Genomic DNA, 22,388 nt, shown 5'->3' on the forward strand with positions numbered 1-22,388 from the left:
AAGCGCATGTTTACCATTCGAGGGTCGCGCGCACCTTGATCCAGGTGAGGCTTTAGAAAAGATCCAAAATGGTTTGTCCGTGCGGGAGCGCGGACAATCAGGCCTGGATGTCGTGCTTCGCCAGTTCGACGCGCACGCGCAGGTCGATATCGGAGAGCAGGCTCGCAAGCACGGGATCGTCGGGCGTCTCGAAGCTCTGGGACCATTCGGCGATCTGCTGGAGCCGGACCGGGCTGACCACGCCGGCCACCAGCTCCTTGTGCAGCCGATCGAGCGCGTCGATGCCTTTGCCGGCGTCCTGCGCCAGCTTGCGGCGTCGTTCGATGGCCGGATTGGCGGCAGAAAGCGTCACCAGCATCTCGACCGAAGGTGCAGGCACCGCGCCGGGTCCGCTCATATGCGGCATCGGCTGCACGTGCGGCTCTTCGCCGATCCGCGGAAAGCCCGGCGCGACCTTGGGCAGCGCGGCCAGAAGGCTGCGCACCAGCATCGGCGAAAGGCTGTCGATACGCACGAAATAGATCCTCTCGGGACCGTTATGGCCCTGACTATCCTATAAGAAGATTACTGGAAATTTTCCACTTGTCCCGAGGGTTTATGCAGCGTCTGACCGCCCTGGTCCTGGTCTTCCTCCTGAGCCTGGCCACAGCTCCGCATGCCGGTGCCCAGACGCGGATCAAGGACATTGTCGACGTCGAGAATGTCCGCGAGAACCAGCTCGTCGGCTACGGCCTGGTCGTCGGCCTCGCCGGCACGGGTGACCGTATCCGCAACGCGCCGTTCACCGAGGAATCGATGCAATCGATGCTCGAGCGGATGGGCGTCAACATCCGCGGCACGCAGATGCGCACCCAGAATGTCGCCGCCGTCTCGATCACCGCGACGATGCCGCCCTTCGCCCGTTCGGGCTCGCGGGTCGACGTCCAGGTCGCCGCATTGGGCGACGCTACCAGCCTCCAGGGCGGCACGTTGATCGCCTCGTCGCTGCGCGCGCTCGACGGCGAGATCTATGCGGTCGCGCAGGGCAATGTCGCTGTCTCCGGCTTCCGCGGCCAGGGCCAGGCTGCCAGCGTGAGCCGTGGCGTGACCACCTCGGCGCGGATTGCGGGTGGCGCTATCATCGAGCGCGAAGTGCCCTATGCGCTGCGTTCGGCGACGAGCCTCAAGCTGGCGCTCAAGAACCCCGATTTCGCGACCGCCGACCGGATCGCGAGCGCCATCAACAAGAACTTCCCGGGCACTGCGCAGGTGCTCGATCCGGCGACCGTCGAAGTCGCGCCTGCCGGCGCGTTCAAGGGCGGCGCAATCGATCTGGTCACCCAGGTCGGCGAACTCGAGATCAAGGTCGACCAGCCGGCCCGTGTCGTCATCAACGAAGCCTCGGGCACGGTGGTGATGAACAGCGAGGTGCGGATCACCCCGGTCGCGATCGCCCAAGGCGGCCTGACCATCAGCGTCACCGAGACTCCGCAGGTCTCGCAGCCGGCGCCGCTCTCGCAGGGCCAGACCACGGTCGTCCCGCGCAGCCAGGTTCAGGTCGACGACGGCAATGGCGGCCACCTGGCGATGGTCAATGGCGCGACGCTGCAATCGCTGGTCAGCGGGCTCAACACGCTCGGCGTGTCCCCGCGCGACCTGATCACCATCCTGCAGGCCGTGACGAGTGCGGGCGCGCTCCAGGCCGAAATCGAGGTACAGTGATGCAAGATATCCCTCCCCTCTCCTCTCCCACCGCGGCATCGACCGCTCGGCCACTGCCCAAGGTCGATCCGAAGAATGCGGAGACCGCGCAGAGCTTCGAGGCCGTATTTCTGGGCCAGCTCACCCAGATGATGATGTCGACCGTCGAGCAGGACGGCGACTTCCATGGCGGTGCGGGCGAAGAGATGTTCCGCGGCATCCTCTCGGAAAAGCTCGGCACCGAAATGGCCAAGCGCGGCGGCATCGGCCTCGCGCCTGCCGTCCTCGATCAGATCATCAAGCTTCAGCAGGGACAACAATGACCGCGCAACTCATCGACGCCATGGTATCGCTCGCCACGCTGATGGAAGAGGAGAGCGAGAAGCTCACGCGCAGCCCCTATCTGCCCGAGCTGGGCGAGATCGCCGGTGCCAAGCTGCGCCTCGCCGGCAGGCTCGAGGCCGAAGTCGCGCGGATGAAGCGCGAGAATCCCGACGACTGGCTCGATGGGGTGGACCAGGAGACGCGCGACCAGCTGGCCGATGCCAGCCGCAACCTGCGCGACGCATCAGCGGTCAACGCCGAGATCCTGTCGCGCCAGATCGAACTCTCGGCCGACATGATGGCCGCGATCGCCGCCGAGGCTCAGCGCCTGACCGGCAACCGCAGCATTTCCTACGGCGCATGCGGCGGCATCGCCGGCACGGACATATCCGCGCCGATCTCGATCAACACGCGGCTCTGAGGGGTAGGCTCGCCGATCCGCAAAGGGGTAAGGTTCGCTGAGCCGATCAGCGGACATTTCCCCTTCGGTCACCCAGACTTGTTCAGCTTAGTGATACCAGGCGGCAATTGCTGTTTTGACCATAGTTGGCCGTTTGCCACCATTGCCCTGACAAGCCTTCAAACGGACAGCTTGGCGTCCCCCTCGAGGACGCGCTGCTCCAGCTTCGGCGACGTGCCCGTCTGCCACATGCTGGCCCGGTGCGAGACGCGGTAACGCAGCGGGCCCCCGTCGGACGTCGTGGCGCGCGTGATCGGGCGGACGATACAGACGAATTCGGTGTCGATCGCATCCGGCCCGGCGCTGACGACGGCATAGCCGTGCCCAGCCATATCGACGAACTCCAGATGCGGCGCCACGTCCGGATTGGTGATCGCGCGCGCCTTCGCGATATCGCCGCTCGCCGCATATTCGAGCGCGCTGCGTACTCCGCGCTTGATCGTCAGATTGATCGTGTGTTCGGGCGCGGCACCCGCCGTCTTGCGGACGAACAGTGGCAGCAGGGGGGACTCCTTCCAATATTCCGTGGCCTCGCCGAGGCCGGGCGCGGAGATCGAACCGGTGATGAAGCTGATTCCGACCGGCGCGAACCCGGCGGGCGGCAAGGCGGGCGCGGCATAGCCTGCCCAGAAGCTGTGGCGGTCGCCCGAGATGGTCACGAAACCCGACACCTTGTGATCGCGGACAAGGTCATAGATCTCGGCGCGCTCGCTGAACGCTCCGCTAAAATCGCTGCCGCCGAAGGTCCCGAAGCCCTTGCCCGGCCAGATCGCCTTCACCAGGCCGGCGGGCAGGTTCTGCGGGTCGGTCCGCATGTCGAGCGTGCCGTTGGTCGCGCCCCAGATCTTCCAGGTCGCAGTCGATCGGGTCAGCCGCTCTTTGAGCCACGCTTTCTGCTCGCGCCCGAGCACGGTGTAGGCGGGCTCGTCCTTGCGGTAATTGGGGATGGTTTTGTCGCCGATCGCGATGGTCGCGGGGGGCTTGCCGCCGGCATAGGCCTTCCCGCCGTCGACGATCTCCAGCCACTCTTGCGGCACGACCGGAAACTCGCCCGAGTCGAGCGCCGCTGCCTCAGGCCGATCCGTCGGGTCCGCCATCTTGTAGCTATGAAAGTCGGTCAGGATGAGTTCGACGTGCCGGCCGTAACGCAGCGCGCGGTAGGCGGTCATGCTGCCGACCGCGACGCGGTTGTTGGTCTCGGCGCCGAAACCATCATCGTCGAACGCCTCGATCGGCGCGCTCGCCACCGCGGGCGGCCCGAACTGCTCGAGCCCAGGGCCCGATGATTTGCGGACACGAGAGGGAATATATTCCCACCACGCCTGGTTGGCGGCGACGCGCAGCGGCTGCGCGGGTTCGACCTTGCCGCCATATTTGATGAAGCTCTGCCAGCCCTGCCACGAGAATTCGTGATTGTCGCCGATGCACACGAACGGGAAATGTGCCCGTGCGTCCTGGATGTCGGGATCGTCGATATGCGCGCGATAGACGTGGCGATAGCCGGCGAGGTTAGTCGGCACGTAGAAATTGCCGACCTTGCGCGCTTCGGGGATGTGGCCGAGATCGTAGACCGTGCGCGAATAGCGGTGCGGCACTTCTTCCGGATATTCGACCACCTCGTAGATGAAGTCGCCCAAGTGAAGCACGAAGCCGAGCTTGCGGTCGGGGGTCGCGCGCTCATCTTCCCAGATCATCCGGCGATAAGCGTTCTGCGCGCCTTCGTTGACGCTGTTGCACGACACGAAAGCGAAGCGAACCGGGCGCCGATCGGTGGCGCGCGGCGCGGTGATCGTGCGCCCGACCCGACTGCCGGCGCCGCTGTCGTCGGTAAAGCGATACCAGTAGGCCGTCGCCGGCGAGAGCCCGCCGACGAGGGCGCGGCAGGTCCAGTCGGCCGCCGCAAGCACCGGCGCACGCGCCGTGGCGACGACGCGGCGGAAGTCCGCATCGCGCGCTACTTCCACCGTCAGCGCGTGCCGCTCACCCGTATCGAACGGCCGCCGAGTCCACAGCACGACGCTATGCTCGTCCGGATCGCCTGACGCGACGCCCTGGGGATAGCGCGCGCGATCCTCACGCCAGCCGATGCGTGACGGCGCAGCCGCAGATCGCGTCGCCCAGACGCCGACGATTCCGAGTGACGCGGCGCTCGCCAGAAACCGCCGTCGATCCATCTCAAGCTCCAAGCCTGCCTGGCGTGATGGTTTCGTAACACAGTTCCCAAGTCAAGTTGGTCGGAATATAGCTGACGACGACCGCTTTTGGCGCTGGCGACGACCTCGATAAATGACCGAGATTGGGCGCAAAGCTGCCAGCGTCAAACAAGCCGAGCCGGCGCCGCAAGTTCGGTCGCCCGCGCCCGCCGTTCCGTGAAACCCAGGATCAGTCCGTGATGAACGGGTGAGCCACTCCGTTGGCCCGGTTCTCGTCCTAGTTCCCGCCCTTGCCCAGCGCGGTCTTCATCATCGAGATCTGCTTGCGATAGAGGCTGGTCATCGCGGTGAAATCGGCCTGGATCTGGCCCATCTTGAGCAGCTGGTCTTCGAGCGTGACATTGTTGCCGTCGGGCTTGGTCTCGCTGATATCCTTGTCGAACACCACGCCGGCGCCAATCGGCTGGATCGCGCCGAGGCCCTTCATCGCATCGGTCAGCTGGACCTGCGGCTTCGCAACCGCGATCCCGCCGCTGCGCACCAGGCCGGCAAAGCTCGGCTCCGAGACTTCGCGCGCCTTGTAGCCCGGCGTTTCGCTGTTCGCGATGTTCTGCGCGATCACGTTCTGGCGATCGGACAGGTTGCGCATCCGAGTCTGGATGCCGGCCATGAGAGGGGGAACGTCGCGCATGTGTCAGAGTCCAATAATGCCGGTGGGGGCAGACATGAGGCGGTTCAGCGCCGCGGTGTAATTGGCAAGCTGCGCCTGCTCGATCGCGGTCGATTGGGTGCCGGTCGCGGTATTCTTGACGCCGTCGACCATCGTCGCCTTGGAATCGTCCCAATAGAGCGAGCGATATGCCGTCTGGCTCATCGATATCGCATCCTTGATCTTGCCGAACGCGACCTTGGCATCGTCCAGCGTCGAGATGTCGAGCGCCTCGCTGAGCCCCAGGCCATAGGTACCGCCAGGGCGGACCTTGGGCGCCGCGGCGGAGACCGGGAGTTGGTTGGCGATGCGCTGTGGATCGATCCCCAGCTTGGTTAGCGCGTCGGTGCCGGCGGGGCCGGCGATCAGCTCCAGATTGTGACCCGCCTTCATCACGATCGACAGCGTCTGCTGGCCGTTGATGGTGGGCGTGGTCACTGTCGCCTTCGACGCGCCGAGCGCGCTCTGCAGGCGCTTGGCGATCGTCTGCATCGTATCGTCGGCCGCGATCGTGAACTTGCGGACCGCGCCGTCATCTGCCTGGAACGAGAAGCTGTCGTCCGCCCGCAGCATGGTCTGGGTGGTCAGCTTGTCCGACGGCTGGGGATTGATCGTGCCGCGCCCGAAGCCCAGCGCCGAAACCGCGCTGGCGCCGCCGACATCGGCGGAGATCCGCACCGGCTCGGTACGCAGCAGTGTCTGGCCGAACTGGCTGGTATTCTGGATCGCGCCCGTCGTGGTGTCGATCCGCGAGACGAAGCCGTCGGTCGGCCCCTTGCGCGTCGCGCCCAGATCGCCGGTGGTGCGACCGCCGGCATAAAGGTCGTTGCCCATGAACGCGATGCTGTCGACCTGATCGTCAGCGGACGAGCCGAGATAGGTGGTGCTGGCGCCGCCCAAATTGGCATCGATCCGCGTGACGAAGCCGTCGCGGCCGCCGCTGGTGGCATTGACCTGCGCACCGTTCAGCGCACCACTCGCCGCACCGCCCACCGCGATCGTGCCGTCGGCGGCAACGGCGATGGCGCGCGCATCGGCCGTGCCCAGATCGATGCTGCCCAGCTCGGTGGAGAGCGAACTCCCCTGGAGCTTGCGTACCTGCGCCACGCCGTTCTGTGAGACGAGCGCCAGCACATTGCCGTCGCCGTCCACGGCCAGGCCGTTGATCGCATCGCTACCGGTGCTGGAAATGGTGCGACGCTCGCCGAGCTTGCCGGTAGCGTCGATCCGCGCGACGAAGGCGTCGCCGGGATCGCTGGCGACCCCGCTTGCAACCTTGCCGGCGACATACACCGATCCGTCCGCACCTACCGCGACCGACTTGGCGATGTCCGATCCGGTCGAGCGCACCACGGTCGAGAATTTCTCGTCGCCGTTCGCGGCGTATTTGGCGACGACCATGTCGCCGTCGGTGGTCGCGCCGTTGAAGGTGCCGTTGACGGTGCCCGCCACGACGACGCTGCCGTCCGGCGCCAGGCTCACCGCCGCGCCGGTCGACGATCCGCTGGCGCCCAGGCTGCGCTGCCACACGACATTGCCGTCGCCGTCCAGCTTGGTCAGGAAGAGATTGTCGTCGCCATCGGAGCGGTTGGCGCCGAGATCGCCCTTGGTCGTGCCGACGACATAGGAGTTGCCCTGCGCATCGGTCACCACGGCGGCGGCGTCGGTGTTCGCATAGACGTTACTGGTGGTGGTCTTGGTAGTGGTCTTGGTGCCGTCGAACTCGACCTTCACCGAGGTGGTCGTCGTGGTTCTGCCGGCCAGCACCGCCTTGTCGGTCGCCTGGCGATCGAGCGCGGAGATCGTGCCCATCGCCGTGCGGGTGTTGCCCCCCGCGGGATCGTCGAAGCGGAAGACCTGGGTCGCGGTCGGCGCGTCCAGCGCGGTCTGGCCGGTGGCGACCACCAGCGCGTCCTTGGCACCCGGCTGATTCAGCGCGACCTGCTCGAGCCCGTCGGGGGAATCGAGCTTGATCGCCCATTTGTCGCCGTCCTTCTCGGCGACGAAGCGCACCGACCATTTCGAGACGACATTGCCCTTGTTGTCGAGACGCGGATTGCCGTCCGCATCGAGCGCGGGCGTGGTGGTGATCGCGGCGTTGAGCTGGTTCACGACCGAATCGATCGTCGGCGGCTGAGGCCCCAGTGACAGGTCGACCGTCAGATTCTCGGACGATCCCGGACGGGTCAGGCCGACCGAGAACTTCTCCTGCCCGGTCAGTCCGGGGAGCGGATCGGCGCGGTTCGTGACCAGACCGTCGCCCTGCACCTCATAGAGATTGGCCGACACGATCGGCGCGCTCTTCACGGTGGTGCTGGGCTGGCCGAAGGAAATGCCGAGCAAGTCCGATGGCGCACCGGTCAGATAGGTCTGGAGATCGGCCAGGCCCTTGGCGAAGGTCTTCTGAAGCGCCGCGCGCTGCGCAGCCGATGCCGTGGTCGAAGTCGAGGCTTCGGCGAGCGCGCGGAGCCGGTCGAGCGCCTTATAGGCGGTGAACGAGGTCTGGACGTCGTCGGTCAGCGTGTCGGACGTCAGCCCCGCCTGATCGATGATCGTCTTCATCGCGGTGATCTGCGAGACCTGGGTCGAGAGCGGCGGCGGCGTCGTGCCGTCCTTCCAGGGCGGAGTCGTGGGATCGAGCGTGAACTGCGCCTTGGCGGCGCGGACGGCCTTGCTCTCAAAGGCGACCGGGGCGAACGACGAAAACGAGTCCGTGCCAGTCAGCACGCTCAACCCTATCAGACTTCCAGATAAATTAACCACCGTGCGATCCCCAGCACCCATCCATGATCCTATAATAGAGGAGATTGCGCCCTCGCACGTGCGAGCGGGCGTATTTTTCCGCAGGGGAACCCATGAGCTTGATGGCGACGATTGCCGAACCGCCCGAACTGAAGCGCTTCACCGGTGCGCAGCGCGCGGCGGCCCTGATGCTGGCCCTGGGGAAGGATCACGGCGCGCCGATCTGGGAACAGCTCTCGACCGACGAGATCAAGGAGCTTTCCTCGACGATCGCCGGGCTGGGCCGCATTCCCTCGGCGGTGGTCGAGCATCTGCTGGTCCAGTTCACCAGCGAAGTCGCCAGCATGGCCAGCCTGCACGGCAGCTACGAGACGACCGAGCGCCTGCTGTTCGGCATTCTGCCGAACGACAAGGTCAAGGAGATCATGGAAGACATCCGCGGCCCCTCCGGTCGCACGATGTGGGACAAGCTCTCCAACGTCAGCGAGACCGTGCTCGCCGGCGCGCTCAAGCATGAATATCCCCAGACCGTCGCGGTCATCCTCTCCAAGCTGCGACCGGATCATGCGGCGCGCGTGGTTTCGGAGCTGCCGCGCGACTTCTCCGTCGACGTCGTCATGCGCATGCTGCGGATGGAGACCGTGCAAAAGGAAGTCATCAACCAGGTCGAGCAGACGCTCAAGACCGAGTTCATGACCAACCTCTCGCGCTCGCAGAAGCGCGACCCGCACGAGGCGATGGCCGAGATGTTCAACTCGCTCGACCGCTCGACCGAGGAAGCGATGCTCACCGCGCTGGACACGCGCGCGCCGGAAAGCGCCGAGCGCATCCGCGCGCTCATGTTCACCTTCGAGGATCTGGCGAACCTGCTGCCGCCGGCGATTGCCACGATCGTCCGCAACTCCGACAAGCGCGAAATGGCGCTGGCGCTGAAGGGCGCGCCGGATCAGCTCAAGCAGCTGTTCTTCAACGCGATGACCGAGCGTGCCGCCAGGCTGATGCGCGAAGACATGGCGGCGATGGGTCCCGTCCGCGCGCGCGATTGCGAAGAAGCCCAGTCCGCGCTCGTCCGGCTTGCCAAGGACCTTGCCGATCGCGGCGAAATCCTGCTCGTCGATCCGAAGAGCGACGATGCGATGATCATCTAAGGGAGCGGTTCAGATGAGCCTTCACGCCCACGCCTCCGTCCAGCGTTTCGCCTTCGACCGGATCTTCGCGCTGCACGCGTCCGATCCGAAGATAAATACCGGCGATCTCGAGCTGGAGATCGCTGCGCTCCGCGCTGAGATCGCCTTGCTCAAGTCCGACCAGGGCTCCGCGATTTCGGTCGCCCGCGCCCAGGGCTTCGAAGCCGGGCTCGCTCAGGCGCGCGCCGAACGCGAAGTCGCACTGCTGAGCGCGGTCGACGCGCTCCACGCCGGCATCGAGGTGATCGATGCGCATTTCACCGAAGTCTCCGATCGCGTGGCCGGCGAGGCGACCGAGATCGCGCTGGCGGCCGCCGACATGCTCGCTGGCCGCGCGCTCGAAGCGGCACCGACCGCAACGATCGATGCGGCGATCGGCCGGGTGCTCGGCCAGGTCGCGCGCGGCACCGAGCTGCAGGTGCGCGTCCATCCTGATCTCGTCTCCGATATCGAGGAGAAGATCGTGCTTCGCCAGTCGCAGGATCGCCGCAAGCTCAGCCTGAGCGTCGTCGCCGACGATACGCTGGCACTGGGCGATGCCGTGATCGGCTGGGAAGAAGGCGGGCTGACCCTCAGCGCCGCCGCGCGCCGCGAGGCGATCGCCGCCGAGCTGGAATCGCTGCTGCCGAAATAAGCGGGCCACCGCTTACCACTCGTCATCCCGGCGCAGGCCGGGATCCAGGGTTACGCGGTGCATCCCTCGCGGCTCTGGATCCCGGCCTGCGCCGGGATGACGATTCAGGGGAAAGCGCCGCTAGGCAAAAAATTCCCACCCGGCAGAAACTGCCGTCCCCACCCCTCCTATAAGTGAAGCAAGGGGCACGTACCCCGGGTCCATTCGACGGGGCGGTTTTGGAAGCGATCAAGAATCTGGTGGGCCAACTGGGCCCCAAGCGGCTGATGCTGATGGGAGGCGTCGCGCTGGCGCTGCTCGCGGCGCTCGCCTTCGTCGCCACGCGCGGCTCGAAGTCCGATATGGGCTTCCTCTACACCGACCTCGATCCCTCGGCCGCCGCGACGATCACCGAGAAGCTCAAGGCGCAGAATATCGACTATACGCTCTCCGCCGACGGCACGTCGATCATGGCGCCGCAGGAGAAGCTGGCCGAGCTGCGCATGAGCCTGGCCGGCGAGAAATTGGGCGGCAAGATCGGCTATGAGGTGCTCGACGAAGAGCAGCCCTTCGGCGTCTCCGCCAGCCGCGCCAAGATGAACGAGACGCGCGCGATCGAAGGCGAGCTCTCCAAGTCGATCCAGACCATCCAGGACGTCAGCGCCGCGCGCGTCCATATCGTAATGCCCGAGCGCGCGATGTTCGCCAACGAGAGCCGCAAGGCGACCGCCGCGGTCACCGTCAAGACCAAGGGCCATATCGGCTCCGAGACGATCTCGGCGATCCGCTACCTCGTCTCCTCCTCGGTCCCAGAGCTTTCCCCCGATGCCGTCTCGGTCGTCGACCAGACCGGCGCTTTGCTGGCGCGTGCCGGCGATCCGGGTTCGGCCGGCGCAGGCGATGCCGACGAACGCCAGGCCGCGGTCGAGGGCAAATTGCGCCAGGAAGTCGAATCTTTGCTCGAGCCGATTGTCGGCCAGGGCAAGGTCCGCGCCGAGGTCTCGGCCCAGATCGACCGCGACCAGACCCGCGAGGAATCGAACATATTCGATCCCGACAGGCAGGTCGTCTCGCACGAGGTCAGCGTCGAGACCGGTGATCAGAACCGCGAGAACGATGCCGGCCCGGGCACCGTCTCGGTCGCCAACCAGCTACCCGAGGCACAGGCCCAGCCGGCCACGCCCGGCGCCTCGCGCCAGTCGGCGAGCAACCAGACTTCCGAGGACAAGACCTACGACAACAGCTCGACCAAGACCGTCACGCTGCGCGCGCCGGGCAAGGTCACGCGGCTGAGCGTCGCGGTGATGGTCGATGGCGGCCCGAAGGGACTTCCCCCCGCGCAGATCCAGCGCCTCCAGCGCCTGGTCGAGAATGCGGTCGGCGCCGACGTCCAGCGCGGTGACAGCGTCGTGGTCGAGAGCATGGCATTCAACACCGCCGATCCTCTCGCCGACAAGCAAAGCGGGATCTTCTCATTGCTCTCGATGGACCGGATCTGGGGTCTGCTCCAATTGGTCGTCATCGGCGTGATCGGGCTGTTCGCGCTCCGCATGATCAAGCCCAAGTTCGGATGGGGTGCTTCCCATCCGGTCGAGGAAGCCGAAGCGACACAGATCACCAACGGCCAATCGCCCGAAATGCTCGCGCTCGCCGAGCGCGCCGCGGACGGCGACGCCGACGCGATGCACCAGCTCGAATCGCTGAATCCCGAGCAGCAGCTCCTCGACCAGGAGATCGCTCTCGCCCAGGTCGACGGTCGCATCAAACTCTCCGCACTGAAGCGGATCGGGGACGCCATTTCGGCGAGCCCGCCCGAGGCCGCCTCGGTGATCCGCCAGTGGATGAACACATAGGAACGCCCCCATGGATACTGAACCGCACAACATCATCCCGTCCGAAAAAGCCGAAGAGCAGCCTTCTCCGGTGTTCGAGGATTTCGATACGCTGGCAGGCGCGGAGCATGGCACGGGCACCGAAGGGATCGAGGCCGTCCACGACGTTCCGGTCAAGGTCCAGGCCGTGCTCGGCCGCGCGCGGATGCCGGTGGGCGACCTGCTGCACCTGTCCTCGGGCACCGTGGTCGAGCTCGATCGCCGCGTCGGCGAGCCGGTCGACATCTTCGTCAATGATCGCCTGATCGCGCGCGGCGAAGTGGTGCTGATCGATAACGCGCTGGGCGTCACGCTCACCGAGATCGTGCGGGCCGACCGCTGATGCCCGGGCGCATTCGCATGTTATTGGTCGGCATACCGGGAAGCGAGTTTCGCCACGCGGCCGAGCTGGCGCGAAGCGCCGGCGCCGAGGTGACGATGGCGGACACCCCGGCCGACGCGCTCGAATGCCTGCGCGAGGGCGAGCATGATCTCGTGATGATCGATGTGCTCACCGATGTCGTCGGTTTCATGAAGAGCCTCCGCGCCGAGCGCTTCACCATCCCCGTGCTCGCGTGCGGCATCGATGCTTCGGCCGAACGCGCCGTTGCCGCGATCCGCGCCGGCGCGCGCGACTATGTTCCCCTGCCCCCGCAGCGCGAGCTGATCGCCGCCGCGATCGCCTCGGTCGTCGAGCGCAAGGCGCCGGGCCGTATCGGCGAGCATAGCGCGCTCGCCCGCGCGCTGGCGCTGGCCGTCGCCGTCGCGCCCAGCAGCGCGCCCGTGCTCGTCACCGGCGAGAAGGGCAGCGGCAAGGAATCGATGGCGCGCGCCGTCCACGAAGCGTCCGGCCGCGCCGATCCGATGATCGTCGTCGAATGCGCCGGGGTCGGCGCCGACGTGCTCGAATCCGAACTGTTCGGACATGAAGCCGGGGCGTTCCCGGGCGCGATCGCGCGTCGTATCGGCCGGCTCGAAAAGGCAGGCCATGGCACGCTGCTGCTCCGCGAAGTCGCGGCGCTCTCGCCCACGCTCCAGGCCCGTCTGCTCGACGTTCTCCAGAAGCAGCGCTTCACCCGTGTCGGCGGCACCGAACCGATCGCCTTCCACGCCCGGATGCTGGCCTCGACCAGCTTCGATCTGGAGGCCTGTGTCACCTCGGGCAGCTTCCGCGCGGACTTGCTGGTCCGGCTGGGCCTGGTCCGTATCGAAGTCCCAACGCTGCGCGCGCGGGGCGACGACGTGATCGAGCTTGCCCAGCATTTCGCCACGCGGCTGGCCGAAACCGATGCTATCGCGCCCAAGCCCTTCACCGAGGAAGCGCTGTCGCTGCTGCGCCGCTATGGCTGGCCCGGCAATATCCGCGAGCTCGAGGAATCGGTGCATCGCGCCGTCCTCCTCGCGCGCGGCCCGCGCATCGAAGCCGGCGACATCATCCATGCCGACGGCACGCCGCTGATCGAGCTGGAGGCCAACGAACCCGATCGCTTCCATATCGAAAGCCTGATCGGCCGCACGGTGGAAGAGGTCGAGCGCGAGCTGATCCTCCAGACGCTCGAGCGCTGCCAGGGCAACCGAACCTCGGCCTCGCATATCCTGGGCATCTCGGTCCGGACGATGCGCAACAAGCTGCGCACCTTCATCGAGGCGGGGATCACCGTCTCGCCGGCCCTTTGAGAAGCACGGGATTTCTATTCCCCCTCTGCCTTGATGGGAGAGGGAGGGGCCCAAGCCGAATGGCTTGGGAGGGTGAGGGTGACCTCTCCACAAGCGCCACCGTGCGTGGAGAACTCACCCCCACCCAAACCCTCCCCCATCAAGGGGGAGGGCTTCAGCAGCCTTCGATCGAAACGGTCCCCTGATGCCCCCAGCCATCGTCAATCTGCTCAATCGTTTCGGTCTGAGCCGCGATCTCGCGCTCGGCTTCGGCGTCATCGCGATCATCGCGATGCTCATCCTGCCGATGCCCGCCTGGATGCTCGACCTGGGCCTGGCGCTCTCGATCACCATCTCGGTGATGATCCTGATGACGGCATTGTTCATCGAGAAGCCGCTGGAGCTGAGCGCCTTCCCGACGATCCTGCTGATCTCGACAATGCTGCGGCTGGGCCTCAACCTCGCCTCGACGCGCCTGATCCTGAGCCATGGCCATGAGGGTCCGGACGCCGCCGGCGGCGTGATCGGGGCGTTCGGCGAATTCCTGATGGGCGGCGAGACCGTCATCGGCCTCACCATCTTCCTGATCCTGGTCGTCATCAATTTCGTCGTGATCACCAAGGGCGCGGGCCGCATCGCCGAAGTCGCGGCGCGCTTCAGCCTGGATTCGATGCCCGGCAAGCAGATGGCGATCGACGCCGATCTCTCCGCCGGCATGATCAACGAGGAACAGGCCAAGGAACGCCGCGCCGAAGTTGAAGCCGAAAGCGGCTTCTACGGCGCGATGGACGGCGCGTCGAAGTTCGTGAAGGGCGACGCCATCGCCGCTTTGCTGATCACCGCGATCAACATCGTCGTTGGCCTGACCATCGGCGTGATCTCGCACGGCGTGCCGCTCGCCGAGGCCTTCCGCACCTATACCGTGCTCACCGCCGGCGACGGCCTGGTCAGCCAGGTCCCCGCGCTGATCGTGTCGACCGCGGCGGGCCTGCTCGTCTCCAAGGGCGGCGTGAAGGGCAAGACCGGCACCGCGCTGGGCGATCAGCTCGGCCGCTATCCCAAGGCGTTCGGCATGGTCTCGTTCCTGATGGGTGCACTGGCGCTCATCCCGGGCCTGCCCTTCGTCCCCTTCGCCGCCTTCTCCGCGCTTTCGGGCTATGCCGCCTGGCGGATGAGCAAGCGCGCCGCCGCCAAGGCCGCGCTCGAAAAGGCGATCGCCATCCAGGAAGAGGTCAAGGCTGCGATCGTCGAGCAGCCGATCTCGCAGACGCTCGCGATCGACGCGGTGCGCATCGAGATCGGCTATGCGCTGCTGCCGATCATCAACGACGACACCCGCGAGCCGCGGCTCGACGATCAGGTGCGTGCGCTCCGCCGCCAGATGGCGACCGATTATGGCTTCGTGCTCCCCTCGGTCCGGATCATCGACAATATGGGCCTCAAGCCCAGCGAATATGTCATCTCGATCAAGGAGACCGAGGCGGCACGCGGCGAGATCAAGCTCGAGAAATTGCTGCTGATCAATCCGGGCGGCGCGCCGGTCGGCCTGCCCGGCGAAGCCACCAAGGAGCCCGTGTTCGGCCTGCCCGCTTTGTGGATCGATCGCGAGCTGCGCGACGAGGCGGGCTTCCGCGGCCTGACCGTCGTCGAATGCGGCACAATCATCACCACGCATCTGACCGAGCTGGTGAAGGACAATATCGCCGATCTGCTCTCGTATACCGAGACGCAGAAGCTGCTCACCGAAGTCCACAAGGAGTCCGAGAAACTGGTCGCGGACATCATCCCGTCCAAGGTCTCGATCTCGAGCGTCCAGCGCATCCTGCAGAACCTGCTCTCGGAAGGCATCTCGATCCGCGACATCCCGACGATCCTCGAAGGCATTGCCGAAGCCGCGCCGCTGACTGCGAACCTCACCCAGATGACCGAGCATGTCCGCGGCCGCCTGGCGCGACAGATCAGCGCGCAGCAGACCCGCGGCGAAGCGATCCCCGTGGTCACCCTCTCGTCCGATTGGGACCAGGAATTCTCCGACAGCATCATGGGCCATGGCGACGAGCGCCAGCTCGCGATGGCACCCTCCTCGCTTCAGAAGTTCATCGCCTCGGTGCGCGAAACCTATGACCGACTCGCGGTGGACGGCGAGATCCCGTGCCTGCTCACCAGCCCGTCGATCCGCCCGTTCGTCCGCTCGATCATCGAGCGGGTGCGGCCGGCCACCGTCGTGCTCTCGCAGAATGAGATCCACGCCCGCGCCCGCATCCGCGCGCTCGGAACGATCGGCTGAAGCCGCGCCGGTATCGGGCGGAAAATCATCCTATAATGATGAAAGCGGCCATGTGAGGCCGGGCGAGAGGCCCTTGGATGAACGTCACGACTATCGGATTTCCCTTCGGTGCGGCGTCTGGCGTGCCGGCACTCGGCACTCCGGGCCAGGACTTCGCGCTCGCGCTCGGCGCGGCGGGCCTGAACGCGCCCATGATGCCGGGAGTGGCCGCGAACGACAAAATCGCGCGCCCCGCCAACGATGCAGCGCCCCTTTCGCTCAGCAAAAGCCAGATCGTCCGAACCCAGCCCGGTGCTCCGATCACTCTGGCGCAGCTGCTGACGACCGGATCGACGGTGCCGGCGACGGTCACTGCCGTGCAGCCCGGCCAGATCGCTACAGGCGTCGGAGCGCAAGTTCCCGCAGATGCGACGCCACAATCCGTGACGGGTTCCCCCGCAGAGCTGCCCGCCGATGCCGCGGCGCAGATTCCGGTAAAGGATGTGGCGGCGATCCCCTCAGCGGATGCCGTGCCAGCGCCCGTCACCGACAAGACGAACCCGGTCGTTACGCCGGCGACGGAGACGATTGTCTCGTCCGATCCAAAGAGCGCTTCGCCCGATCCTGCCGTAATGGCGCAGACGGACGTGAACGAACCGGTCGCCTGCCCCACCGCAGTCAGCGAGCAACCGACATTGCTCGACCTTCCGACCGCCACGCGTCCGAAGACGGACGAAATCGCCCCTACGGCGATCGTCGCGACACCGGTGAAGACACGCAAGCCGCTCGCCATCGACGGCGATGCGGCCGCGCTTCCCGTCGATCCACTGACCGCGCAGCCCGCCACGACCTCCACGCCGGTCGTCGTTGCCGGTTCCACACCACCGCCGGCACCCATGGTTGCGACTCCTGAGCGCAAGCCCGACGCCGCGCGGGGGGGCAAGACAGCACCCGTCGCCCTGGGCCAGCCCAATGTGGCGGCCGCGAGCGACGTCATGACGCCGGCCGCAAATCCCAAGGAGCCGGTCGCATCGTCGAGCACGGCATCGCTCCCCGACGCGGCGCTACCGACAGGCGCCGCCCCGAAGATCGAGGCGCAGTCCAATTCGGCACCGCTGCCTCAGCAGAGCTTCGCCTCGCACGTCACCCAGAATACGGCACAGGCTCCGGTCCACGCCAACGCTCCCTCGCCTGCCGCCGCAGCTTCCGATCCGATGATCCCCGCGCGCGCCGGCCAGCTCGGCCACGCGCTCGGCGTCGAGATCGCGCGCAAGGTGGGCGCGGGCGAGGATACGCTGCGCGTCCGCCTCAATCCGGTCGAGCTTGGCCGCGTCGAAGTGACGCTCGCGTTCGATGATCGCGGCAATATGCGCGCGACGATGCGCGCGGAGAGCCAGCACGCGCTCGATCTGCTGCGCCAGGATGCCCCCGATCTCGGCCGCGCGCTCGATTCCGCCGGTATCCGCGCCGACGCCCAGAGCTTTCGCTTCGAAAGCCGCAGCGACGGCAATGGCGGATCGGCGGGTGGCCAGACCGGCCAGCACCAGTCGCGCGGCAACAGCCAGCACGCCTTCAACGACGAACCCGAAACCCCTGCCCCGGCCTATCGTGCGATCCGCAACGACGGCCAGGTCGATCTCCTCGCTTAAGGAGCTGCCCCGATGACCACCGTTCCTTCCGCCACCAGCGGCGCCCCGACCTCGACCGCCGATCAGGCGGCCGCCGCCTCGTCGACCGGGCTCAATGCCGATTTCAACATGTTCCTGAAGCTGCTGACCACGCAGATGCAGAACCAGGATCCGCTCGATCCGATGGACAGCTCGCAATATACCCAGCAGCTCGTTCAATATTCGCAGGTCGAGCAGTCGATCAAGCAGAACTCCACCCTCAATTCGATCCTGGCGAGCCTGGGCAACCAGAGCCTCACCCAGGCCTCGTCGATGATCGGCAAGACGGTCGAGGTCAATTCGGATACGTCGGGGCTGAACGCGACGACCCCGGCCCAGTGGAACTGGTATGCCAGCGCCGAAGTCGGCGATCTCACCGCGACGATCACCGACGCGTCGGGCAAGGTCGTCGAAACCCGCAAGCTCGACGTCGGCGAGCGGACGGGCAACTTCAGCTGGGACGGCAAGATCACGGGAAGCGACAAGACTGCTCCCGAAGGCGTCTACACGCTCAAGCTCGAGGGCCAGGACGTAAATGGCAACAAGATCACCGTCTCGCCCTGGGCGACGGGATTGGTCAACAATGTTCAGATGGTCAATGGCGCGGTTCAGCTGTCGATCAACGGCGCCGAATATGCCTCCGACAGCATTTCTCGTATAGAGAAATAAGTATTTCGGTACTACTACGCACAAAATCTGCCTAAGTGAAAATCCCTATCTGATTTATCGAGACATATACTTCACGATTGCAGGAAATATTCTATAAGAATAGCATGAGACGGGCGGGCGTTTAGATCCCCTCGCGATCCGTCCGTCTCTCCTCCTTTCGCCAGACTCCATAGGCATTGAAACGCAAACGCAGGCCAGGTCCCTACAGACCGGCCTGCCTTTGTGCGTTTTCAGATGCTGTAAAGCCGGCGACGATCGCCAAGACATCGAGGGCCACGCGGGTATCCGCGCGGCCCAAAGGGGTTCAGGGAAAAATGTCGAGTGGCGGGCGCTTAGCCGTTCGCAGCCGGGAGCAGCGGGGCGCCGCGCTCCTGGACGGGCAGGAGATGGACCACCTGCGCCGGAACCGGCTCGTCGCGCACGTCGAACGCCTCGAGCGCGCAACCGGGGATGGCGGTGGGTGCGGTCAGCATCGTGATACAGTCGATGATCGAGGGATCTTCGCGCGGGCCGATCGTGTCGAGCACATCCGCAATCGTCATGCCCGGTGCGGCAAGTGCGCGGTCCGCCGCAGCGCTCCACAACGCCTTCGCGTCTTCGACCGTGAGCGTCAACGTTACCATGAATGTCGAATCAGCTTTGGCAAGTTTGTGCCGCAAGTCACGAAAATCCATAGTTGCGTCCCCTGGTTGATGCCCTGGTCGATTGCCCGATTCGAGAAATGCCTCAGGACGTTCCCTTAGCGTATTCAGTATATGCACCTATCTTGTGACACCGCGATCAATGGACTCGGGCCTCTGCCCGGCGCCCGAGTTCGCGGGCATGTGCCGCGACCAGGCACAACTCCGCGTAGAGCCGGTCCCAGAAAGGCGCCGGAATTTCCATCGCCCCGGCGCTGCTCTGCGTCAGCGCCAGCGTCGCGCAGGGCTCCAGGCCCAGGCGAAAGCGCGTGCCGAACATGCCGTCGACATGCTCGTCGGGCAGTTCGTGCGGCACCGAGAGGCGCGCGGACATGATGTAGCCGGAAAGAACGTCGACGCCGTAGCCGTCGAGCAGGACACGCGGCCGGCCAGCCATGTCGGGCCGCTCGAGCACGACCAGCGCCCCCGAAGGATGCTCCTCGACGCTCACCCTCAAGCGGCCGCCGAATGCATCAGTGATTTCACGAATACGGGGAAACAAGCGACATCCTCCTGCCTATCTATCATTATAGAATGCGAAACCATTCGGGCCCGGACGCGCGCAAAAAAAGGGCCGGGATGGTTTCCCATCCCGGCCCCCGTCAAGCCGCGCCCCCAGGGAAGGGCCTTGGCTCTTAACGGAACAGCGAAGTGATCGTCTGCGGCGCCTGGTTGGCGATCGACAGAGCCTGAACACCGAGCTGCTGCTTGACCTGCAGAGCCTGCAGACGCGCCGATTCCTTGGCGAGGTCGGCGTCGACAAGGTTGCCGATGCCCGCCTCGATGGTGTCGGACAGCTTGCTGGTGAAGGTCGACTGCGCGTCGATCTTGCGCGAAGCCGCGCCCAGCGTGCTGAGGCTGGTCTTGAGGTTCGTCTGGGTGGTGGTGAGCGTGTCGATCATCGCGGTGGCATTCGCCAGCGTGTCGATCGCGCCCGAAGCGCCGACGGTGATGACCGAGCCACCAAGGTCGAGACCCTGGTTGGCAACGCTCAGCGAGTCCGGATCCCAGGTCGTCGCGGTCGACGTGTCCGAATCCTGCAGCGACTGCAGCGCGGTAACCGTGCCGCCCGAAGCCTTGAGCAGGTTCGTGCCGTTGAAGTCGGCCGAGTTGACGATCGTGGTGATCTGGTCACGCAGAGCAACGAAGTCGCTGTTATAGGCAGCGCGGGTCGTCGTATCGATACCGGCGTCGGCAGACTTGTAGGCCAGGGCCTTCATCTGGTTGACGACGTCCGAGATCTGCTCGGCACCAGCCACTGCAACGTCGGTCACGCTCTTGGCGCGGCTCAGCGACGAGGAAACGGCCTTGAGGCCGCCCATGTCGCCACGCAGGCCCTGAGCGATCGTGTACTGAGCCGAGTCATCCTTGGTCGAGGACACCGACAGGCCGGTGTTGATGCGGCTCTGAACCGTGGCCAGATCCTTGCCGGTCTGGTTCAGGCTCTGGAGGGCGGCCATTGCGCCGACGTTGGTGTTGACGGAGAAACCCATGATAATTTCCTTCTCGGATGAAGAGCCGCTTCTGCGACCCGAGCCGGTGACGCCGGCTCACGACACGGCGCTTACGATGCGCCCTGCACCTTCATTCTGGGAAAAATTATAGGATGACCCAAATTATCGAGCGAATTTTGATGGTTACGAGAAGGTTAACATGAAAAAGGAGCCTACCGCCCCCGCTCCGGCTCGCGCTGGAACAACGGGCGGAAGGCCCCCGAAGTCGCTGAAATCAGAACGGAAAAAGCGCGTCGTAGATCTGCTGGCCCCAGCGCGCCTGCTGCGCTTCGGTGAGCTGGCCCTTGCCGCCATAGATCACGCGCGCCTCGGCGATCTGCGAGTGCTGAATCGAATTGTCGCGGGCGATGTCCTCGGGACGGATCATGCCGGTGACGATCAGCTCGCGCATCTCGAAATTGACGCGCACTTCCTGGCGGCCGCGGATCATCAGATTGCCGTTGGGCAGCACCTGGGTGACGATCGCGGCCATCGTCATGTTGATCGTCTCGGAACGATTGGTGGTGCCGCCGCCATTATATTTCGAGCCCGAATTGGTGTCGAACACCTTGGAGGCGTCACTGCCCAGCAACTTGGACACCGGCGCGATGCCGAGCAGCTGCCCGACGCCGCCGGTCTCCGATCCGCCCCGAGTGCGCGACGTGGCGTTGCCGATATCGGCCTTGTCGGCGATGTTGATCCGGATCGTCAGGATGTCGCCCGTCTTATTCGCGCGCTGGTCGCGGAAGAACGCACCGGCGCCGGTGCGAAACAGCGACGCGGTCGGCGCCGGCTGCTGCGGTCGCTGGGCATGACCGCCGCGGTCCGCCGGCATCGAGAGCGAAGGCTCGATCTCGGGCGTATCGACCGGATCGATCGCCGAGAGCTTGGGCGCCTTGCCCACCTGCTTCAGCCGCCCGACGGCGCCACAGCCCGAAAGCGTGGCGCAGATCGCCACGGCGGTAATCAGTTTACGCATGTGCATTCCCCTCAAGGTGCCGAGATCCGGACGGTGCCGGAGCCTTCGACCACGCCGTCCAGCGTGCGATTGGTGGCATTGACGACGACGCGTACCGCCTCACCGACCGCCGCGCCGCCGAGCGCGCGGCCCGATGCGGTGATGGCGAGCGTTCCCGAGACGATACGGATCGTCACCGGCTCGCCGCGATGGACGAGCTGCGGGCGCATGACGTCGCTCTGCCGTACGACCGCGCCCGTCTGGAGATTGCGGGTCGCTTCCATCCCGGTCGCATGCTCGATCGTCAGCGCGCCGCGCGCTGCCGCAGGCGCGCGCGCCTCGGTGGTGAAGTCGCTCGCCTCGATCCGCTCGCCGCGCGCAACCGGCTGCTGGAGGACGGCGACCTGCACGTCCTCCACCGGGCCTGAAGCGAGCAGCGAAAGGGCCAGCAGCACGGGCATCAGCGCAGCTGGCTGGTCGTCGCCAGCATCTCGTCCGCGGTCTTCACGACGCGGCTGTTCATCTCATAGGCGCGCTGCGCCGAGATCAGCGCCGTGATTTCCGCCACCGGATTGACGTTCGACGCCTCGACGAACTTCTGGTTGAGCGTGCCGAAGCCCGGCTCGCCCGGTGCGCCGACGGTCGGCTGGCCTGATCCCGCGGTCTCGAGGAACAGGTTGCCGCCCTTCGCTTCCAGGCCGGCCTCGTTCATGAAGTTGGCGAGCTCGAGCTGGCCGAGCACCTGCGGCTGCGCGTTACCCGCGATATTCGCCTCGACCTGGCCGGTCTTCGAAATGGTGATGTCGATCGTGCCCTGCGGAACGGTGATGCCCGGCTGCACGATATAGCCGTCCTGCGTCACCAGCTCGCCCTGATCGGAAGGCTGGAACGATCCGTCGCGGGTATAGGCGGTGGTGCCGTCGGGCATGGTGATCTGGAAATAGCCCTTGCCCTGGATCGCGACATCATAGGGATTGTCGGTCTGGGTCATCGCGCCCTGTTCGTTGATGCGATAGATGCCACCGGTCTTGACGCCCGCGCCGATCTGGATGCCCGAGGGCGAGCGGTTGTCGGGGCTCGTCGCCGCGCCGGGGCGCTGCACCTGCTCGTAGAGCAGGTCCTGGAATTCGGCGCGCTGGCGCTTGTACGCCGTGGTGTTCATGTTGGCGATGTTGTTCGAGATGACATCGACATTGGTCTGCTGGGCGAGCATGCCGCTGCTGGCGATGGTGAGAGAACGCATGGGGCTAGTCCTTTCGT

General features: G+C 65.8%; 21 protein-coding genes. 11 read left to right on the forward strand and 10 right to left on the reverse strand.

From position 1 onward, the window contains the following. Positions 1-97: 97 nt before the first annotated feature. Positions 98-514, reverse strand: a complete 417-nt coding sequence (locus IAG41_RS09120) for a flagellar assembly protein FliX (protein WP_316251124.1) — start codon at positions 512-514, stop codon at positions 98-100. Positions 515-597: 83 nt separating this feature from the next. Here IAG41_RS09120 and IAG41_RS09125 point away from each other — a divergent pair, with 83 nt between their 5' ends. Genes IAG41_RS09125 through IAG41_RS09135 form a run of 3 tightly spaced genes read left to right on the forward strand, consistent with a single transcriptional unit; the run spans position 598 to position 2,425 of the window. Further along, positions 598-1,701 carry a flagellar basal body P-ring protein FlgI gene (locus IAG41_RS09125; RefSeq protein ID WP_187728299.1) on the forward strand — a complete coding sequence of 368 codons (1,104 nt, stop codon included), beginning with the start codon at positions 598-600 and terminating at the stop codon, positions 1,699-1,701. Next, on the forward strand, positions 1,701-2,003 hold the full coding sequence (locus IAG41_RS09130; protein WP_187728300.1) for a rod-binding protein: 303 nt from the start codon (positions 1,701-1,703) through the stop codon (positions 2,001-2,003). The genes IAG41_RS09125 and IAG41_RS09130 overlap by 1 nt, the downstream gene beginning before the upstream one ends. After that, the gene (locus tag IAG41_RS09135; RefSeq protein ID WP_187728301.1) at positions 2,000-2,425 is read left to right on the forward strand and encodes a flagellar protein FlgN; all 426 of its coding nucleotides are present in this window, start codon (positions 2,000-2,002) and stop codon (positions 2,423-2,425) included. Before IAG41_RS09130 ends, IAG41_RS09135 begins: the two co-directional genes overlap by 4 nt. 158 nt (positions 2,426-2,583) lie before the next feature. On the opposite strand, the gene IAG41_RS09140 is transcribed toward IAG41_RS09135, so the two are convergent. The 3 genes from IAG41_RS09140 to IAG41_RS09150 form a co-directional block, all read right to left on the reverse strand. Continuing rightward, a complete protein-coding gene (locus IAG41_RS09140) occupies positions 2,584-4,638 on the reverse strand; it encodes an alkaline phosphatase D family protein (protein WP_187728302.1) in 2,055 nt (684 codons plus the stop codon). A 256-nt stretch (positions 4,639-4,894) separates the two neighbouring features. Next, on the reverse strand, positions 4,895-5,308 hold the full coding sequence (locus tag IAG41_RS09145) for a flagellar basal body protein (RefSeq protein WP_187728303.1): 414 nt from the start codon (positions 5,306-5,308) through the stop codon (positions 4,895-4,897). A 3-nt stretch (positions 5,309-5,311) separates the two neighbouring features. Next, positions 5,312-8,053 (reverse strand): hypothetical protein, encoded by a 2,742-nt coding sequence (locus tag IAG41_RS09150; RefSeq protein ID WP_316251125.1) that lies wholly within the window; start codon positions 8,051-8,053, stop codon positions 5,312-5,314. A 128-nt stretch (positions 8,054-8,181) separates the two neighbouring features. On the opposite strand from IAG41_RS09150, the gene IAG41_RS09155 reads away from it, so the two are divergent. The 8 genes from IAG41_RS09155 (at position 8,182) to IAG41_RS09190 (ending at position 17,997) form a co-directional block, all read left to right on the forward strand. Beyond that, complete coding sequence (locus IAG41_RS09155; RefSeq protein ID WP_187728305.1) at positions 8,182-9,216, forward strand: flagellar motor switch protein FliG; 1,035 nt, start codon at positions 8,182-8,184, stop codon at positions 9,214-9,216. Between the two features lie 13 nt (positions 9,217-9,229). Continuing rightward, on the forward strand, positions 9,230-9,889 hold the full coding sequence (locus IAG41_RS09160) for a FliH/SctL family protein (protein WP_187728306.1): 660 nt from the start codon (positions 9,230-9,232) through the stop codon (positions 9,887-9,889). Between the two features lie 218 nt (positions 9,890-10,107). After that, complete coding sequence (gene fliF / locus IAG41_RS09165; RefSeq protein ID WP_187728307.1) at positions 10,108-11,721, forward strand: flagellar basal-body MS-ring/collar protein FliF; 1,614 nt, start codon at positions 10,108-10,110, stop codon at positions 11,719-11,721. Between the two features lie 10 nt (positions 11,722-11,731). After that, positions 11,732-12,082: a flagellar motor switch protein FliN gene (gene fliN, locus IAG41_RS09170; protein ID WP_187728308.1), complete on the forward strand. Its 351-nt coding sequence runs from the start codon at positions 11,732-11,734 to the stop codon at positions 12,080-12,082. 17 nt (positions 12,083-12,099) lie between these two features. After that, complete coding sequence (locus tag IAG41_RS09175) at positions 12,100-13,416, forward strand: sigma-54 dependent transcriptional regulator (RefSeq protein WP_316251126.1); 1,317 nt, start codon at positions 12,100-12,102, stop codon at positions 13,414-13,416. Between the two features lie 184 nt (positions 13,417-13,600). After that, complete coding sequence (gene flhA, locus IAG41_RS09180) at positions 13,601-15,682, forward strand: flagellar biosynthesis protein FlhA (protein WP_187728310.1); 2,082 nt, start codon at positions 13,601-13,603, stop codon at positions 15,680-15,682. A gap of 77 nt (positions 15,683-15,759) precedes the next feature. Next, positions 15,760-17,310 carry a flagellar hook-length control protein FliK gene (locus IAG41_RS09185; RefSeq protein WP_187728311.1) on the forward strand — a complete coding sequence of 517 codons (1,551 nt, stop codon included), beginning with the start codon at positions 15,760-15,762 and terminating at the stop codon, positions 17,308-17,310. Positions 17,311-17,322: 12 nt separating this feature from the next. Next, entirely contained in the window at positions 17,323-17,997 is a 675-nt protein-coding gene (locus IAG41_RS09190) for a flagellar hook assembly protein FlgD (RefSeq protein WP_187728312.1), read from the forward strand. A 332-nt stretch (positions 17,998-18,329) separates the two neighbouring features. Here the strand turns inward: IAG41_RS09190 and IAG41_RS09195 are convergent, their stop codons facing one another. The 6 genes from IAG41_RS09195 to flgG all read right to left on the reverse strand — a co-directional run bounded on the left by IAG41_RS09195 (position 18,330) and on the right by flgG (position 22,371). Beyond that, positions 18,330-18,620, reverse strand: coding sequence for a hypothetical protein (locus tag IAG41_RS09195; RefSeq protein ID WP_187728313.1), 291 nt, complete (start codon positions 18,618-18,620; stop codon positions 18,330-18,332). Positions 18,621-18,777: 157 nt separating this feature from the next. Further along, complete coding sequence (locus tag IAG41_RS09200) at positions 18,778-19,179, reverse strand: hypothetical protein (RefSeq protein WP_187728314.1); 402 nt, start codon at positions 19,177-19,179, stop codon at positions 18,778-18,780. Positions 19,180-19,312: 133 nt separating this feature from the next. Then, positions 19,313-20,170 (reverse strand): flagellin, encoded by an 858-nt coding sequence (locus IAG41_RS09205; protein WP_187728315.1) that lies wholly within the window; start codon positions 20,168-20,170, stop codon positions 19,313-19,315. A 235-nt stretch (positions 20,171-20,405) separates the two neighbouring features. Further along, a complete protein-coding gene (gene flgH / locus IAG41_RS09210; protein WP_187728316.1) occupies positions 20,406-21,149 on the reverse strand; it encodes a flagellar basal body L-ring protein FlgH in 744 nt (247 codons plus the stop codon). Between the two features lie 11 nt (positions 21,150-21,160). Then, positions 21,161-21,589 (reverse strand): flagellar basal body P-ring formation chaperone FlgA, encoded by a 429-nt coding sequence (flgA, locus tag IAG41_RS09215; protein ID WP_187728317.1) that lies wholly within the window; start codon positions 21,587-21,589, stop codon positions 21,161-21,163. Then, positions 21,589-22,371: a flagellar basal-body rod protein FlgG gene (gene flgG, locus IAG41_RS09220; protein ID WP_187728318.1), complete on the reverse strand. Its 783-nt coding sequence runs from the start codon at positions 22,369-22,371 to the stop codon at positions 21,589-21,591. Before flgG ends, flgA begins: the two co-directional genes overlap by 1 nt. Positions 22,372-22,388: the final 17 nt, after the last annotated feature.

Origin of the sequence: Sphingomonas sp. JC676, assembly GCF_014489075.1 — a bacterium.
Classification (GTDB): domain Bacteria; phylum Pseudomonadota; class Alphaproteobacteria; order Sphingomonadales; family Sphingomonadaceae; genus Sphingomonas.

What these genes read in the sequence shown, in the direction of transcription:
- IAG41_RS09130 (WP_187728300.1), top strand. Translation starts at nt 1,701, where the DNA reads ATGCAAGATATCCCTCCCCTCTCCTCTCCCACCGCGGCATCGACCGCT.
- IAG41_RS09135 (WP_187728301.1), top strand. Translation starts at nt 2,000, where the DNA reads ATGACCGCGCAACTCATCGACGCCATGGTATCGCTCGCCACGCTGATG.
- IAG41_RS09125 (WP_187728299.1), top strand. Translation starts at nt 598, where the DNA reads ATGCAGCGTCTGACCGCCCTGGTCCTGGTCTTCCTCCTGAGCCTGGCC.
- fliN (WP_187728308.1), top strand. Translation starts at nt 11,732, where the DNA reads ATGGATACTGAACCGCACAACATCATCCCGTCCGAAAAAGCCGAAGAG.
- IAG41_RS09160 (WP_187728306.1), top strand. Translation starts at nt 9,230, where the DNA reads ATGAGCCTTCACGCCCACGCCTCCGTCCAGCGTTTCGCCTTCGACCGG.
- IAG41_RS09190 (WP_187728312.1), top strand. Translation starts at nt 17,323, where the DNA reads ATGACCACCGTTCCTTCCGCCACCAGCGGCGCCCCGACCTCGACCGCC.
- IAG41_RS09145 (WP_187728303.1), bottom strand. Translation starts at nt 5,308, where the DNA reads ATGCGCGACGTTCCCCCTCTCATGGCCGGCATCCAGACTCGGATGCGC.
- IAG41_RS09175 (WP_316251126.1), top strand. Translation starts at nt 12,100, where the DNA reads ATGTTATTGGTCGGCATACCGGGAAGCGAGTTTCGCCACGCGGCCGAG.
- flgG (WP_187728318.1), bottom strand. Translation starts at nt 22,371, where the DNA reads ATGCGTTCTCTCACCATCGCCAGCAGCGGCATGCTCGCCCAGCAGACC.
- flgA (WP_187728317.1), bottom strand. Translation starts at nt 21,589, where the DNA reads ATGCCCGTGCTGCTGGCCCTTTCGCTGCTCGCTTCAGGCCCGGTGGAG.
- flhA (WP_187728310.1), top strand. Translation starts at nt 13,601, where the DNA reads ATGCCCCCAGCCATCGTCAATCTGCTCAATCGTTTCGGTCTGAGCCGC.
- IAG41_RS09140 (WP_187728302.1), bottom strand. Translation starts at nt 4,638, where the DNA reads ATGGATCGACGGCGGTTTCTGGCGAGCGCCGCGTCACTCGGAATCGTC.
- IAG41_RS09205 (WP_187728315.1), bottom strand. Translation starts at nt 20,170, where the DNA reads ATGGGTTTCTCCGTCAACACCAACGTCGGCGCAATGGCCGCCCTCCAG.
- IAG41_RS09155 (WP_187728305.1), top strand. Translation starts at nt 8,182, where the DNA reads ATGAGCTTGATGGCGACGATTGCCGAACCGCCCGAACTGAAGCGCTTC.
- flgH (WP_187728316.1), bottom strand. Translation starts at nt 21,149, where the DNA reads ATGCGTAAACTGATTACCGCCGTGGCGATCTGCGCCACGCTTTCGGGC.
- IAG41_RS09185 (WP_187728311.1), top strand. Translation starts at nt 15,760, where the DNA reads ATGAACGTCACGACTATCGGATTTCCCTTCGGTGCGGCGTCTGGCGTG.
- IAG41_RS09195 (WP_187728313.1), bottom strand. Translation starts at nt 18,620, where the DNA reads ATGGTAACGTTGACGCTCACGGTCGAAGACGCGAAGGCGTTGTGGAGC.